The organism is Caballeronia hypogeia, assembly GCF_001544875.2.
Taxonomy (GTDB): Bacteria; Pseudomonadota; Gammaproteobacteria; order Burkholderiales; family Burkholderiaceae; genus Caballeronia; species Caballeronia hypogeia.
This window is the reverse complement of sequence record NZ_FCOA02000010.1, coordinates 59353-75044: the sequence shown is the minus strand read 5'-3', so window position 1 is coordinate 75044 and position 15692 is coordinate 59353. Positions and strand designations below refer to the sequence as shown.

The window sequence follows — 15692 nt, the reverse complement described above, 5'->3', positions numbered from 1 at the left end:
GCGTCCTTACCTTCTTCCTCGCCCATCCATGAGCGTCACCGCCGCCGTCGCCACGCCCTGTGAAACGTTGCGCGCCGCCTACAAGGCAGCGAAGGCGGCGCTCATCGAGCGCTTCCAGGCAACTTCGAGCGTCGAGCCGCTGATGCACGCCCTCGCGCGCGCCACCGACGATGCCCTGAAAGGCGCCTGGAACGCCTGCGAAATGCCCGCGAATGCCGCGCTCGTCGCGGTCGGCGGCTACGGACGCGGCGAGCTCGCGCCCTATTCCGACGTCGATATTCTCGTGCTCCTGCCCGATGCCGCGCCGCAAGCCGACGACGCCGGGCTCAACAGCCGCGTCGAACGTTTCATCGGCATGGCGTGGGACCTCGGGCTCGATATCGGCAGCAGCGTGCGCTCGGTCGAGCAGTGCATCGCCGAGGCAGGCAACGACATCACGGTGCAGACCTCGCTGCTCGAGGCGCGGCGCATTTGCGGCGACACCGCGCTGTTTCAGCACTTTTCCGCGCGCTATCACGAGACACTCGATCCGCGCGCGTTCTTTCAGGCGAAAGTGCTGGAAATGCGCCAGCGCCACGCGAAATTCCAGGACACGCCGTACAGTCTCGAACCGAACATCAAGGAAAGCCCCGGCGGCCTGCGCGACCTGCAACTGATCCTGTGGATCGCGCGCGCGGCAGGCTTCGGCAGCAGCTGGCGCGAGCTCGATACGCGCGGGCTCATCACCGAGCGCGAAGCTCGCGAGCTGCGGCGCAACGAAGGCTTTCTGAAGTCGCTGCGCGCGCGGCTGCACGTGATCGCGAAGCGCCGGCAGGACATCCTCGTTTTCGATCTGCAAACGCCGCTCGCGGAAAGCTTCGGCTTTACGGCGACCAGCGCCAAACGCGCGAGCGAGCAGTTGATGCGCCGCTACTACTGGGCGGCGAAGGCGGTCACGCAGCTCGCGACGATCCTGATCCAGAACGTCGAAGCGCAGCTTTTCCCATCGACGAGCGGCATCACGCGCGTCATCTCGGGGCGCTTCGTCGAGAAACAGGGAATGCTCGAAATCGCCCGCGACGACGTCTTCGAGCGCGAGCCGCATGCGATTCTCGAAGCCTTCCTGCTGTACGAACAGACGCGCGGCGTGAAGGGATTCTCGGCGCGGACGCTCCGCGCGATCTACAACGCGCGTGACCTGATGGACCGCGACTGGCGGCGCGATCCCGAGAACCGCCGGCTCTTCATGGAAATTCTGAAACAGCCGGAAGGCATCACGCACGCGTTCCGCCTGATGAACCAGACGAGCGTGCTCGGGCGTTATCTGCTGAACTTCCGGCGCATCGTCGGACAGATGCAGCACGATCTGTATCACGTCTATACGGTCGATCAGCACATCCTGATGGTGCTGCGCAATCTGCGTCGCTTCGCGATCGCCGAGCACGCGCACGAGTATCCGTTCTGCAGCCAGCTCATGGGCAACTTCGAGCGGCCGTGGGTGCTCTACGTCGCGGCGCTGTTTCACGACATCGCGAAGGGTCGCGGCGGCGATCACTCCACGCTCGGCATGGTCGATGCGCGGCGTTTCTGCCGCGAGCACGATATCGGCGCGGAAGATACGGAACTCGTCGTCTGGCTCGTCCAGCAACACCTGACGATGAGTCAGGTCGCGCAAAAGCAGGACACGAGCGATCTCGAAGTCATCAGGCAATTTGCGTCGGTCGTGAAGACGGAGCGGCGGCTCACGGCGCTGTATCTGCTGACCGTCGCCGATATCCGCGGCACGAGCCCGAAAGTCTGGAACAACTGGAAAGGCAAACTGCTCGAAGACCTGTTCCGCGCGACGCAGGCCGTGCTGGGCGGCGCGCAACCGGACACGCATTCGGAGCTCAAGTCGCGGCAGGAAGCGGCTCTCGCGCTGCTGCGGCTCGAAACCGTGCCGGAAGGCGCGCAAAAGCGCTTGTGGGATCAGCTCGACGTCGGTTATTTCCTGCGTCACGATCCGGCCGACATCGCCTGGCAGACACGCGTGCTGTATCGCCACGTCGAAAGCGATGCGCCGATCGTGCGCGCGCGGCCCTCGCCCATCGGCGCGGCGCTGCAGGTGCTCGTGTACGTGAAGGACCGGCCGGACCTGTTCGCCGGCATCTGCGCGTATTTCGACAAGAACGGCCTGTCGGTGCTCGATGCGCGCGTCACGACGACGCGTCACGGCTACGCGCTCGACAACTTTCTTGTCGCGCATCCGGATCACGACGGGAGTTATCGCGATATCGCCAACCTCGTCGAACAGCAGCTGGCCGCGCTGCTGACCGACGAACGGATTCTGCCCGAGCCGTCGAAAGGCCGTGTATCAAGGCTCGTGCGCACGTTTCCGATCACGCCGCGCGTGGACCTCCGTCCCGACGACCGCGGCCAGTACTACATCCTGTCCGTATCGGCCAACGACCGGCAGGGCCTTCTTTATTCGATCGCGCGCGTTCTGGCGCAACACCGGATCGGCGTGCAGGCGGCACGGATCAACACGCTCGGCGAACGCGTCGAGGACGTGTTCCTGCTCGACGGCAAGAGCCTGTCGAACAACCGCACCCAGATCCAGGTGGAAACCGAACTGCTGCGCGCGATCGCAGCCTGAGACTTTATGCGCGTCAAACTGACAGCCAAACATCCGCGTCCCACTTCGGCGACGCGTTCGCCGGTTCGGGCCGGCACGACCACCGGGCGCAAGCCTGTTCGCGCGAGCGCGCCGGATGAAGCGCGGCCGAAGCACGAGGGCCAGCCTGCTGGCGAGAAGCGCGGGTTCAAGCCGCCCGGTGGCGATTCCCGACCGGGCTCGGGCGAGCGTGGTCCACGCAAACCCTTCGGAGATCGTCCGGCGCCGCGTGGTGAGCGCGCTTCGGGCGGCGATGAGCGCCGTCCATTCAAGCCGCGTGGCGAGGATTCGCGTCCGGCATTCGGCGAGCGTGGTCCGCGTAAGGCGTTCGGGGATCGTCCGGCGCCGCGCGGCGAGCGCGCTTCGAGCGGCGACGAGCGTCGTCCGTTCAAGCCGCGTGGCGAGGATTCGCGTCCGGCATTCGGCGAGCGTGGTCCGCGTAAGGCGTTCGGGGATCGTCCGGCGCCCCGTGACGAACGCGCATCGGGTGGTGACGAGCGTCGTCCGTTCAAGCCGCGTGGCGAGGATTCACGTCCGGCATTCGGCGAGCGTGGTCCGCGTAAATCGTTCGGGGATCGTCCGGCGCCCCGTGGCGAACGCGCATCGGGTGGCGACGAGCGTCGTCCGTTCAAGCCGCGTGGCGAGGATTCGCGTCCGGCATTCGGCGAGCGTGGTCCGCGTAAATCGTTCGGGGATCGTCCGGCGCCCCGTGGCGAACGCGCATCGGGTGGCGACGAACGTCGTCCGTTCAAGCCGCGTGGCGAGGATCCGCGTCCGGCTTTCGGCGAGCGTGGACCGCGTAAGGCGTTCGGGGATCGTCCCGCGCCGCGCGGTGAACGCGCATCGGGCGGCGAGGAGCGTCGTCCGTTCAAGCCGCGTGGCGAGGATCCGCGTCCGGCTTTCGGTGATCGTGGACCGCGTAAGGCGTTCGGGGATCGTCCCGCGCCGCGCGGCGAGCGTGCTCCGGGAGGCGACGAACGTCGTCCGTTCAAGCCGCGTGGCGATGATTCGCGTCCGGCTTTCGGTGATCGTAGTCCGCGTAAATCGTTCGAGGATCGTCCGGCGCCGCGCGGCGAGCGAGCTTCGGGCGGCGACGAACGTCGTCCGTTCAAATCGCGTGGCGATGATTCGCGTCCGGCTTTCGGCGATCGTGGTCCGCGCAAGTCTTTCGGAGACCGTTCGGCGCCGCGCGGCGATCGCCCATCACGGAGCGACGATTCGCGTCCGGCTTTCGGCGATCACGGCCCGCGCAAGACATTCGAAGATCGTCCGATCAAGGCGCACGACGAGCGACGCGAGCGCAACGAACGCAGCGAGGGCCATAAGCCGGCAGCCCCGGCCCCCGCTCCCGAATCCGCACCCAAACACCGCGACCACCACGACGGCCTCGTGCGCCTGTCGAAAGTGATGTCGGAACTCGGCCTCTGCTCGCGCCGCGAAGCCGACGAGTGGATCGAAAAAGGCTGGGTGCTCGTCGATGGCGTCGTGATCGACACGCTCGGCACGCGCATCCGTCCGACGCAAAATATCGAAGTCCTGCCCGCGGCGCACTCCGCGCAGTCGCAACTCGTCACGATCCTGCTGCACAAGCCGGTGGGCTACGTGTCGGGACAGGCGGAAGACGGCTACGAGCCGGCCGTCACACTCGTCAACCCGGCGAATCACTGGGACGAAGACCGCTCGGGTATCCGCTTCACGCCGAGCCATCTGCGCACGCTCGCGCCCGCTGGCCGGCTCGACATCGACTCGACGGGCTTGCTCGTGCTCACGCAGGACGGCCGCATCGCCAAGCAACTGATCGGCGGCCATTCCGAGGTCGACAAGGAGTATCTCGTGCGCGTGCGTCTCGGCGAGCACACCGTCGACGTGGACCGGCATTTCCCGGAAGAGAAACTCGCGCTGCTGCGCCACGGTCTCGAACTCGACGGCGTGCCGCTCAAGACCGCGCAGGTCAGCTGGCAGAACGGCGAGCAGCTTCGCTTCGTGCTGCGTGAAGGCAAAAAGCGCCAGATTCGTCGCATGTGCGAACTGGTCGGGCTGGAAGTCGTCGGCCTGAAGCGCATCCGCATGGGCCGCGTCACGCTAGGGACGCTGCCGCCGGGCCAGTGGCGCTATCTCGCGCCGAACGAAACCTTCTGAGCGTCTCTGAAGGCCGCACGCACGGTCTGACGAACGTGCGTGCCGACCTCTGCTGCGTCGCAAAAAGGCGACGTTTTACCCCAAAATCCGGCACGATCCACCCGCGATCGTGCCATTTCATTTTTGGCCGCTTTTTGGCTAAAGAAAATCAATCACCGATCCGTTACACCAGGCAAGACCGATGCGCGCCCCGCGCGCCCGGCTCAGGCATGCGGCAGCAGGACCAGCATTGAACGGCACAGAGGGAGAAGCGCCATGTCAGTTGAGATCATCGTTCGTGAGTCAGGAACCGGTCTGGAGATCGTGAGCGGTCGACGACGGCTCGAAGCCCTGCTCGCGCTGCGCGACGAAGTCGTCGTGATGAGCCCCGGCATCGGTGAAATGGTGATCGCCCGTTTGCCGGACGGACGACTCCAGGCATCGGCGAATCCGGAGCATGTGGCGCTGTTCCGTCAGCCCGATATCAGCGGCAGTCCGAAAACGTTGGCGTAAAGCGGTAAAGGAAAGGCCGCCTCTTCCGAAGCGGCCTTCCGCCTGATTTTCCGCAGCAGGAAGCGCGCGGCGTTACTCGTCGCGCACCGCATCGAGTCCCGGAAACAGCACTTCCGTGAAACCGAACTTCGAGAAGTCGGTAATGCGCATCGGATAGAGCTTGCCGATCAGATGGTCGCACTCGTGCTGCACGACGCGCGCATGAAAGCCTTCGGCGAGCCGCTCGATCGCCTTGCCGTACTGATCGAAGCCCTGATAGCGGATCATCGAGAAACGCTGCACCGCGCCGCGCAAGCCCGGCACGGACAGACAGCCTTCCCAGCCCTCCTCCATGTCGTGGCCGTTCGGCGTGATGATCGGGTTGATCAGCACCGTCTCCGGTACCGAAGGCGCCTCGGGATAACGTTCGTTTTGCCCGAAGCCGAAGATCACCACCTGCAGGTCGACACCGATCTGCGGCGCGGCGAGGCCGGCGCCGTTGGCGTCGCGCATCGTGTCGAACATGTCCTGCACGAGCGCGTGCAGTTCGGGCGTGTCGAAATGCTCGACCGGCTGCGCGATGCGCAACAGCCGCGGATCGCCCATTTTGAGGATTTCTCGAATCATGGAGTGACTCCTTCCAAAAGCTTGCGCATGCCGTCTTCGTCGAGTACGGGAACGCCGAGTTCCTCGGCTTTGGCGAGCTTGCTGCCCGCTTCCGCGCCCGCCACGACGTAGTCGGTCTTTTTCGATACCGAGCCGGCCACTTTCGCCCCGGCCGCCTCCAGCATTTCCTTCGCTTCCTCGCGCGCGAGCGTGGGCAAAGTGCCCGTCAGCACGACGGTCTTGCCCGCCAGCACGCCCTGCGGCGCCTTTGGCGCGGGCGGGCCCTCGGGCCACGACACCTTCACGCGCAACTGTTCGATCACGTGCTGGTTGTGTTCTTCGCTGAAGAAGTTGTGGATGGCCTCGGCGACAATCGGGCCCACATCATTGACTTCGAGCAGCTCTTCGACGGACGCCACCATGATCGGATCAAGTGAGCCGAAGTGCTTCGCGAGATCCTTCGCGGTCGATTCACCGACGTGCCGGATGCCCAGCGCGTAAATGAAGCGCGCCAGCGTGGTCTTGCTCGCCTTCTCGAGCGAATCGATCAGGTTCTGCGCGGATTTGTCCGCAAAGCGGTCGAGCGCCGCGAGCGTCGAAAAGCCGAGGCTGAACAGATCGGCGGGTGTGCGCACGAGATTCTGCTCGACGAGCTGGTCGATGATCTTTTCGCCGAGGCCGTCGATATCCAGCGCGCGACGCTGCGCGAAGTGCCAGAGCGCCTGCTTGCGCTGCGCCGGGCAAAAGAGCCCGCCCGTGCAGCGCGCGATCGCTTCGTCGGGCAGACGCTCGATTTTCGAGCCGCAGACCGGGCATTCCGTGGGCATCACGAATTCGCGCGCATCGGCGGGACGGCGCTCCAGAATCGCGCCCACCACTTCGGGAATCACGTCGCCTGCGCGGCGCACCGTGACCGTGTCGCCGATGCGGATGTCCTTGCGACGCACTTCATCTTCGTTGTGCAACGTGGCGTTCGTGACCGTCGCCCCGCCGACGAACACCGGCGCGAGCCGCGCGACCGGGGTAATCGCGCCGGTGCGGCCGACCTGCACGTCGATGGCGAGCAGTTCCGTGAGCGCTTCCTGCGCCGGGAACTTGTGCGCGAGCGCGAAGCGCGGCGCGCGCGAGACAAAGCCGAGCTTGTCCTGCTCTTCGCGGCGATCGACCTTGTAGACCACGCCGTCGATGTCGTACGGCAGCTTGTCGCGCTTCTCGCCAACCTTGCGGAAGAAACCGAGCAAGCCGTCCGCACCTTCCACGACCGCGCGCTCCGCGTTCACCGGCAGGCCCATTTCCTTGTACCAGTCGAGCAGCGCCGCGTGCGTCGCCGGCATCTCCACACCATCCATCACGCCGATGCCGTACGCGAAGAACGACAGCGAGCGCTGCGCGGTCATTTTCGGGTCGAGCTGACGCAGACCGCCCGCCGCAGCGTTGCGCGGATTCGCGAACTCGCGCTGACCCGCGTCGCGCTGACGCTGGTTCAGCCGCTCGAAGTCGCGTTTGAACATCAGCACTTCGCCGCGCACGTCGAGCCGCTTCGGCACGTTCCTGCCCTTGAGCGTGAGCGGAATCGAGCGGATGGTGCGCACGTTCGCGGTGACGTCCTCGCCCGTCGCGCCGTCGCCGCGCGTCGATGCCTGCACGAAATGGCCGTCGTCGTAGCGCAGGGAAATCGCGAGGCCGTCGAATTTCAACTCGCACGCGTATTCGACCGGCGTGTGACCGAGCGCATCCGACACGCGCTTGTCGAACGCGGCGATGTCTTCATCGGCAAAACCGTTATTGAGCGAGAGCATCGGCACGTCGTGCACGACCGGCGTGAAGCCCTCCGCCACTTCGCCGCCCACACGCTGTGTAGGCGAATCCGGCACGATCAGATCCGGATGGTCCGCCTCGATGGCCTGAAGCTCCTTGAACAGCGTGTCGTATTCGGCGTCGGGCAGGTCCGGCTGATCCAGCACGTAATACGCGTAGTTCGCGCGCTCGAGCTCGGAGCGCAGCCACGCAGCACGCTCGGCCGGACGGTCGGCGCTTGGCACGGCGGCTCCCGACTGACGGGCGGCGGCGGATTCGGCTTTCGTTTTTGCGGACATGCGTTTCGAATGAATGAGGTAGATCGGTGAGGTAATTCCGATAACCGACCGGTCGATTGTCTCAGAAGATCGGTAAATCGTGGCGTCAGCCAGATGGACTAAGCACGAGCGTCGGTGCGCCAGCGCGCACGCAAAGAAAAGCGCCCCGGCTGGGGCGCGATTCTCAGACAGCGCACGCGCGTGACGAAGCGCGTCGACGAGCGGGCTACTGGCTGAACAGGCGCCGCGTCGCGGGCGAGCCGGCCGGAATGCCCGCCTGCTCGAGCTTCGCATAAAGCGTCATCAACTGCTTTTCGATGGCAAGCAGCGCCGATTCCGGCAGCGGCCGGCGCTGATCGTCGACCACGCGCGCGCCGATGCGCTCCGACAGCGACTTCGCGTAGTCGCACATCAGGCGGAACGGCAGGATGTCTTCATCGGCGACGGGCACGTCGAGCACCAGCGTGATCATCTGGCCGCCCTTGTACGTGAGGTCGTCGCGCAGGAAGTTGGTGTCGCCGAACTGGAGCATGAAAACGGGGTTCTGCTTCGCATCGAGCTTGACGAAGCGCGTGCCGTCGCGCGAGAGCAGCAGGCCGTCCTGCGACGCCACCGCCTGCACGTAGTTCGCGGACCACGGCGCGCCGTCGGAGAGGATGTTGATCGAGAGCTGCGCGTCGCATTGCGCGGCGAACGCGTCGAGCTCGCGCGCCATGCCCACTGTTTCCATCATGTCGGGGAATTCCGGCGCGCCGTCGATGGCGTCGGCCAGACGCTGCACGCCGGTCACGAACTCGGAGAATTCGAGTTCGTTCAGCGGGCCGCTGCGGTTCGCCAGTTGCGCGGCCGCACGCAGTTCCTCGTAACGCGCGCCGTTGCGCAGCAGCTCCCACGCGCTCTCGCCTTCGGGCTTGCCTTCGATCGTCACGGGCTTGGTGCCCGCGCGGCGCAGGCGTTGCGCGAGCGGAATCACGCGATCGCCCGCGACGGGCGCCGCGAGGCGAATCGGCACGACACAGTCGATGCGGCGATCCACGACCGCCGGCGGCGCCGACGAAATGGTGGTCGCGGCGGGCATCACCGGCTCGGCACGCTCGTCTTCGTTGCTGGTTTCGGATGCTTCTTCGGCAGCGCCATTGGCCGATGTCGCCTCGGCCTGCAAATCTACGGCGGTATCGGCGGGCGCAATGGGTCCAATGGGTCCAGTGGGGACAACGGGCGGCACCGTCGCAGGCTCGCTCGCGCCGCCGAAGCTCGGCTCCATGCGCGTATCGCGGGATTCGCGCGTCGGATCGCCGTCGCCTTCGCCGACGACCGGCTCGCGACGCGACTGGCGCACCGGCTCGATGAACGGCTGCTCGTCGTCGTTCTCCTGACGCGCGAGCGCGTCGGCTGCTTCGTCGGGCATCGGGCGCGGCATCTTGCGGCGCACCTTCGCGCTCTGCCACGCGTTGTACACCACCACGCCGCCCACGACCACGGCTCCGGCTCCAATCAAACCGAGTGTCAACTCGTCCATGCAGGCTCCATCATTCTTTTACGTTACGAAGCGCCGCGCGATCTGTCGCGCGCATCGCGCCGTCGGGCCGATGCGCGCACTCCGCGCCGTGACGCACGTTGCCGGACAGCGTCCGGACTCTCAAATGCAAACTCTGCGCTGCGAGCGCGCCTCAACCGTTCTGCGCGAAGCCCGCTGCGGCTTCCATGTCCACTGCGACGATGCGCGACACGCCCTGCTCCTGCATCGTCACGCCGATCAGTTGCTGCGCCATTTCCATCGCGATCTTGTTGTGCGAGATGAACAGGAACTGCGTCTTGACCGACATCGCGCGCACGAGGTTCGCGAAGCGCTCGGTGTTGGCGTCGTCGAGCGGCGCGTCGACCTCGTCGAGCAGACAGAACGGCGCGGGGTTCAGCTGGAACATCGCGAACACGAGCGCGGTGGCCGTGAGCGCCTTCTCCCCGCCCGACAGCAGGTGAATCGTCGAATTCTTCTTGCCGGGCGGCTGCGCCATGACCTGCACGCCGGCGTCGAGAATTTCGTCGCCGGTCATGATGAGTTTCGCCTGACCGCCGCCGAACAGACGCGGGAACAGCTCGCCGAAGTGACGATTCACTTCGTCGAACGTGCCTTGCAGCAGCGCGCGCGTTTCCTGATCGATCTTCGAGATCGCGTCTTCGAGCGTGGTGATCGCGTCGTTCAGATCGGCCGACTGCGCGTCGAGGAAGTGCTTGCGCTCGGTCGCCGCGGCGAGTTCTTCGAGCGCGGCCATGTTCACGGGCCCGAGCGCGACGATCGCGTTGTTCAGACGCGTGACCTCGCCCTGCAGATACGAAGGCTTCATGTCCGGCGTGAGCTTTTGCGCGAGCTCGGCTTCATCGACGCCCGCCGCCTCCAGCTGCTCGACGAACTGCTCGCCGCTGATGCGCGCGGCCTGCTCCTTCAACTGCAATTCGTTGATCTTGTCGCGCAGCGGCTGCAGCGAACGCTCCGCCAGCAGACGCTGTTCGTCGGACTGACGCAGACGCGCCGTGAGATCGTCGAGCTCGACGCGCGCCGCGTGCAGCGTTTCCTCGCGTGCCGCGCGCACTTCGAGCGCGTCCTGCAGACCGGTCTGCGCGGTCTGCTCGTTGATGGTTTCGAGCTCGGCGCGCGCATCTTCCAGCGTGCCCGCGATGCGCTCGCTCTGGTCGTGCGCCGTCTCGATGTTGCGCTTGTACTCGTCGATCTTCGCCGCGAGGCCGCGCACGGCGAAGCTCGCATCGCTCGCGGCGCGCTCCAGCTCGCGCAGTTCGTGGCGCGCGTTCGTCAGCGCTTCATCGAGCGATTCGAACGCGAGCTGGTTGTCTTCGAAGCGCGCCTGCAACTGCGCGATCTCGCCATCGTGACGCTCGAACGCGGCTTCGGATTCGGCACGCAACGCGCGCTGTTCCTCGACCTGCGCGGCGATCTCTTCCAGTTCCTCGCCGATCTGCGTATTGCGCTGCGTATAGCGTTCGTGCGCCTGCGCGAGCTTCAGCACATCCATCTGCAATGCGTGGACGCGCTGCGTCGCACGCTCGGCGGCGGCTCGCGCTTCCGCGAGAGATTGCGATGCCTGCGTGTGCGCGGCGTCCGCGCGCACGGCGTTGCCCTTCGCTTCGTCGGAAAGCAATGCCTGCGCGCGCACCTGCTTCGTCAGATTCTCGATTTCCTGCGCACGCGCCAGCATGCCCGACTGCTCGGAGTCGGACGCGTAAAGCTGCACGCCCACGCGCGTCACGACGTGCCCCGCCTTGACGACGAACGCGCCGCCTTCCGGCAACTGATTGCGCGCGGCCAGCGCCTGCGCGATGTCATCGGCGACGAAGGTCGTGGCGAGCCACTCGTTGAGCACGGCGCGCAAGCCCGGATCGTCGATACGCACCAGCGACAGCAAAGAGCGCAAGCCCTGCGGCGTCTCCACCGGCTTGCCCGCGACGGGCGGCGAATAGAACGCGAGCTTGGCGGGCGGCGCATCGGTGGCGAAGGCCTTGATCCAGTCCAGATTCGATACTTCGAGCGCGGCGAGACGCTCGCGCAGCACCGATTCGAGCGCCGCTTCCCAGCCGGTCTCAACATGCAGCTTCTTCCACAGACGCGGCAGCGCGCCGAGCTCGTGCTTGTCGAGCCACGGCTGGATCTTGCCTTCGGTCTGCACGCTTTCCTGCAGCGCCTTCAACGCGGCGAGACGCGCTTCGAGCTGGTGAATCTGCGCGCTTTCCTTCTGCACGCGATCCTGCGCTTCGCGACGCTCGGCGTCGAGCCGCGGCACGGTTTCCTGCGCATCGGCGAGACGCGTCTGCGCTTCGGCGAGAATTTCTTCGTTTTCGGCGAGCTGCATGCGCAACTCTTCGAGCTGCGCTTCGTCGGGTGCGTCGAGGCCGCTCACTTCGTTCTTCAGGCGCTCCTGACGCTGCTGCAATTGCTGAAGCTGCTGATCCGCGTTGCGCTGATGCGCCGCTTCGAGCTTCAGCGCCTGCTCCGCGCGCGCGATGCCCGCGCGTTCCTCGTTCAGTTGCGCCTGCGCGTCGCGCCAGCGGGCTTCGAGCGCGGGCAGCGCGTCGTGCTTCGCGGCGGCGTTTTCCTGCGCGATCGCGGCCTTCTCTTCGCCTTCGGCGAGCGCTTCGGTCGCGGTGTCGATTTCGTCGTGCGCCTTTTGCGCCTGCACCTGCCATTGCTCGCGCTGCGCGGTGAGCGCGGCGATCTGCGCCTGCACGCGATTGCGCGATTCGACGATGAAGCGGATCTCCGCTTCCAGCCGGCTCACTTCGGCGTTGGCTTCGTAGAGCGCGCCTTGCGCGCCCTGCATCGCGTCGCTCGCGCTGTAGTGCGCGACGCGCAGCGTTTCCAGTTGCGCTTCGACCTCGCGCAAACGCGCGGTTTGTGCTTCGAGCTCGACCTGCGCCTCGCGGATAGCGCGCTGCTGGCGTTCGGCTTCGTTGCCCGCTTCCTTCTTGCGCAACAGCCACAAAAGACGCTGCTTCTCTTCGCCTTCGGACTGCAGTTCCTTGTACTTCGTCGCGACGACCGCCTGCGCTTCGAGCTTCTCGAGATTCGCCGACAGTTCGCGAACGATATCCTCGACGCGCGTCAGATTCTCGCGCGTGTCGTGCAGACGGTTCTCGGTCTCGCGGCGGCGCTCCTTGTACTTCGACACGCCCGCGGCTTCTTCGAGGAACACGCGCAGCTCTTCCGGCTTCGCCTCGATGATGCGCGCGATCATGCCCTGCCCGATGATCGCGTAAGCGCGCGGGCCGAGACCGGTGCCGAGGAAGATGTCCTGGATGTCGCGGCGGCGCGCCGGAAGATTGTTGATGTAGTAGCTGGAGGTGCCGTCGCGCGTGAGCACGCGCTTCACGGCGATCTCGCCGTACGCGCTCCATTGACCGGCGGCGCGGCCGTCGGCGTTATCGAATATGAGTTCGACGCTCGCCCGGCTGCCGGGCTTGCGCGCCGTCGATCCGTTGAAGATCACGTCCTGCATCGATTCGCCGCGCAACTCGGAAGCGCGCGATTCGCCGAGCACCCAGCGCACGGCGTCGATGATATTGGACTTGCCACAGCCATTCGGCCCGACCACACCGACCAGCTGGCCGGGGACCTGGAAATGCGTGGGATCGACGAAGGATTTGAAGCCAGCGAGTTTTATCGAGGTCAGACGCACGGCGATATCGCTGTTTGGAATTGATGACGGAGGATAGATAGCAGACAGGCCGCAGCGCGGCCCGTCGATCGCACTCGGCCGCGCCTGAAGCTAGGGCGCGAGGCCGGGCGAAGCGGACACCATCATACCATCGCGCGAGTCGATTTCTTTTTGCTTTCCGGCGCGCCCTCGACGATGTCGAGCGCTTCGGGCGACGGCGGCGAACGCGACGCGCCCTGCCGATGCACCCATGCCGACAGCACGCACGCGACGACGATGCACGCGCCGCCCGCCCATTCGCGCGGACCGGGCACTTCGCCCGCGAACAGCCACGACGACAGCGCCGTGACCACCAGCTCGAACAGCATGATGATCGACGCGCGGTTCGGCGGCACGCGCGCGAGCCCCACCTGCACGATCATGTTGTTGACCGCGAGCACGACGCCCAGACCGATCACGATGAAAATCATCGAGGGCAGCTGCGCTGTGGCGGGCGGCGCAGGCATCGGCTCGAACAGCGTGAAGACGCAGGCGACGAGCGCCGCGCCGCCGAAGATCACCGCGGTACGCATCTCCGACTTCATCCCGGGCAGCGTGCGCGTCACCTTCACCACCAGCACGTTGCTCATCGCGAAGCCCATGCCGCCCATCAGGCCGGCCCATTCGGCGAGATCGGCGGGCAGCGGCATGCCGAGCGCGGGGTCCCACAGCATCGTCACGGCGCCGGCGAGCGACAGAAGCGAGAGCGCAGCGTCCGCGCGCGTCAGACGTTCCTTCAGCACGAAGTGCGCGAAGATGGCGGTCCACGCGGGCGTCAGGTAGAACAGCAGCAGCACCCGCATGACCTGCCCGTGGATCGCGCCCCACACGAAGCCGATATTGGTCACGCCCGCCGCCACCCCGAGCGCGACGAGCAGCCAGTGCCACGAGATCGTGCTGATCGAGCGGCGTTTCGCGAGCAGCACGAAGATGCACGCTGCGCCGCTGGTCGTCGCGCTGGCGGCGGTGCCGGTCAGGCCCATCGCGGCGAGCATCCGCATGGGATACCAGACGAGGCCCCATACAGACGCGCCCAGCATGATCGCGAGCGTCGGCCAGGCGTTGCGCAGGCCGCGGGTCATTGCAGCGCTCCGCTCATCGCGCCCTTCATTGCGCCATTCACCGCACCCGTTGCGAGCTTTTTCATTCGACCTTTCATCCTTCCTGCCGCGCGTCCCGCCCGCTTACGGGGCCGAGGCCGCGCGCTATAATCGTGAGCTTGTTTCGCGTCCGCTCGATGTCTTCCGATGCCGCCTTCGCGGGCACTCCACGCCGCGCGCATCGTTCACTGCTTACCGGTCACGCCGTGAATCCACTTCTCAAGAAACTTCAGCCTTATCCCTTCGAAAAGCTGCGCCTGCTCTTCAAGGGCATCGAACCGCGCGCCGGATTCACGCCGATCAGCTTCGGCATCGGCGAGCCGAAGCATCCGACGCCCGCGCTGATCCGCGAAGCCGTGATCGATTCCCTCGACGGTCTCGCCGCTTACCCCGCGACGGTCGGCAGCGCGCCGCTGCGCGAGGTGATCGCGGCATGGGTCGAGCAGCGCTACGGACTCGAATCGGTCGATCCGGCGACTCAGGTGCTGCCCGTTTCCGGCTCGCGCGAAGCCCTGTTCGCGCTCGCGCAGACGGTGATCGACAGCAGAAATACGCCGGAAGCGGAACCGCCCATCGTACTCTGTCCCAACCCGTTCTATCAAATCTACGAAGGCGCGGCGCTGCTCGCGGGCGCCGAGCCGTACTTCGTCAACAGCGATCCGGCGCGCAATTTCGCCTGCGATTACTCGGTCGTGCCCGAGCACGTCTGGGCGCGCACGCAACTGCTCTACGTGTGCTCGCCGGGCAACCCGACGGGCGCCGTGCTCACGCTCGAAAACTGGCGCGAACTGTTCGCGCTCTCGGACAAGCACGGTTTCGTGATCGCATCGGACGAGTGCTACTCGGAGATTTACTTCGACGAATCGAATCCGCCGCTGGGCGGGCTGGAAGCCGCGCGGCTGCTCAATCGCGGCTTCGAGCGGCTCGTCATGCTCTCCAGCCTGTCGAAGCGCTCGAACGTGCCGGGCATGCGCTCGGGCTTCGTCGCGGGCGACGCGTCGATCCTGAAAGACTTCCTGCTCTACCGCACGTATCACGGCGCGGCGCTGTCCACGGTGTTCCAGCGTGCGAGCATTGCCGCGTGGCAGGATGAAACGCACGTGCGCGACAACCGTGCGAAGTACGTGCAAAAGTTCGAAACGGTCACGCCGATGCTCGCCGAAGTCCTCGACGTGCGCCTGCCCGACGCCGCGTTCTACCTCTGGGCGAACGTGTCGGGCACCGGCCTCACGGATACCGAGTTCGCGGCGCGACTGTACGCCGACTATAATGTGACGGTTCTGCCGGGCTCTTTCCTCGCTCGCGCGGCGCATGGCACGAATCCCGGAGAAGGCTTCGTGCGCATCGCGCTCGTGGCCGGAACCGAGGAATGCGTCGAAGGAGCTCGCCGCATCGTCGAATTCTGCCGCTCGCTCAAGTCCTGATCTTTTCCCGAGTGTTTGCCGGCCCAACTACCCATCCTAGA

9 protein-coding genes are annotated in these 15692 nt (G+C 66.0%); 4 read left to right on the top strand and 5 right to left on the bottom strand.

Annotated features, from left to right (window positions below; translation table 11 throughout):
• Window positions 1–28: 28 nt before the first annotated feature.
• The 3 genes from AWB79_RS16780 to AWB79_RS39550 are packed head-to-tail and all read left to right on the top strand — an operon-like array spanning window position 29 to window position 5263.
• Entirely contained in the window at window positions 29–2614 is a 2586-nt protein-coding gene (locus AWB79_RS16780) for a [protein-PII] uridylyltransferase (protein ID WP_061168552.1), read from the top strand.
• Between the two features lie 6 nt (window positions 2615–2620).
• A complete protein-coding gene (locus AWB79_RS16775) occupies window positions 2621–4771 on the top strand; it encodes a pseudouridine synthase (protein ID WP_061168551.1) in 2151 nt (716 codons plus the stop codon).
• Window positions 4772–4810: 39 nt separating this feature from the next.
• The gene (locus tag AWB79_RS39550) at window positions 4811–5263 is read left to right on the top strand and encodes a hypothetical protein (protein ID WP_157695798.1); all 453 of its coding nucleotides are present in this window, start codon (window positions 4811–4813) and stop codon (window positions 5261–5263) included.
• A 72-nt stretch (window positions 5264–5335) separates the two neighbouring features.
• Here AWB79_RS39550 and def read toward each other — a convergent pair whose 3' ends face one another.
• The 5 genes from def to AWB79_RS16745 form a co-directional block, all read right to left on the bottom strand.
• A complete protein-coding gene (gene def, locus AWB79_RS16765) occupies window positions 5336–5869 on the bottom strand; it encodes a peptide deformylase (RefSeq protein ID WP_061168549.1) in 534 nt (177 codons plus the stop codon).
• A complete protein-coding gene (ligA, locus tag AWB79_RS16760) occupies window positions 5866–7944 on the bottom strand; it encodes an NAD-dependent DNA ligase LigA (RefSeq protein WP_061168548.1) in 2079 nt (692 codons plus the stop codon). The genes def and ligA overlap by 4 nt, the downstream gene beginning before the upstream one ends.
• A 205-nt stretch (window positions 7945–8149) precedes the next feature.
• Window positions 8150–9442 (bottom strand): cell division protein ZipA C-terminal FtsZ-binding domain-containing protein, encoded by a 1293-nt coding sequence (locus AWB79_RS16755; protein ID WP_061168547.1) that lies wholly within the window; start codon window positions 9440–9442, stop codon window positions 8150–8152.
• A 151-nt stretch (window positions 9443–9593) separates the two neighbouring features.
• Window positions 9594–13109, bottom strand: coding sequence for a chromosome segregation protein SMC (smc, locus tag AWB79_RS16750; RefSeq protein WP_061168546.1), 3516 nt, complete (start codon window positions 13107–13109; stop codon window positions 9594–9596).
• Window positions 13110–13231: 122 nt separating this feature from the next.
• Window positions 13232–14209 carry a DMT family transporter gene (locus tag AWB79_RS16745; RefSeq protein ID WP_061168545.1) on the bottom strand — a complete coding sequence of 326 codons (978 nt, stop codon included), beginning with the start codon at window positions 14207–14209 and terminating at the stop codon, window positions 13232–13234.
• A gap of 224 nt (window positions 14210–14433) precedes the next feature.
• Here AWB79_RS16745 and dapC point away from each other — a divergent pair, with 224 nt between their 5' ends.
• Window positions 14434–15651, top strand: a complete 1218-nt coding sequence (gene dapC, locus AWB79_RS16740; protein ID WP_061168690.1) for a succinyldiaminopimelate transaminase — start codon at window positions 14434–14436, stop codon at window positions 15649–15651.
• Window positions 15652–15692 lie beyond the last annotated feature (41 nt).

Bases quoted from the DNA above. Each gene is read 5' to 3' on its own strand.
- AWB79_RS16775 (WP_061168551.1), top strand. From the start codon at position 2,621: ATGCGCGTCAAACTGACAGCCAAACATCCGCGTCCCACTTCGGCGACG.
- AWB79_RS16780 (WP_061168552.1), top strand. From the start codon at position 29: ATGAGCGTCACCGCCGCCGTCGCCACGCCCTGTGAAACGTTGCGCGCC.
- AWB79_RS16745 (WP_061168545.1), bottom strand. From the start codon at position 14,209: ATGACCCGCGGCCTGCGCAACGCCTGGCCGACGCTCGCGATCATGCTG.
- ligA (WP_061168548.1), bottom strand. From the start codon at position 7,944: ATGTCCGCAAAAACGAAAGCCGAATCCGCCGCCGCCCGTCAGTCGGGA.
- def (WP_061168549.1), bottom strand. From the start codon at position 5,869: ATGATTCGAGAAATCCTCAAAATGGGCGATCCGCGGCTGTTGCGCATC.
- AWB79_RS16755 (WP_061168547.1), bottom strand. From the start codon at position 9,442: ATGGACGAGTTGACACTCGGTTTGATTGGAGCCGGAGCCGTGGTCGTG.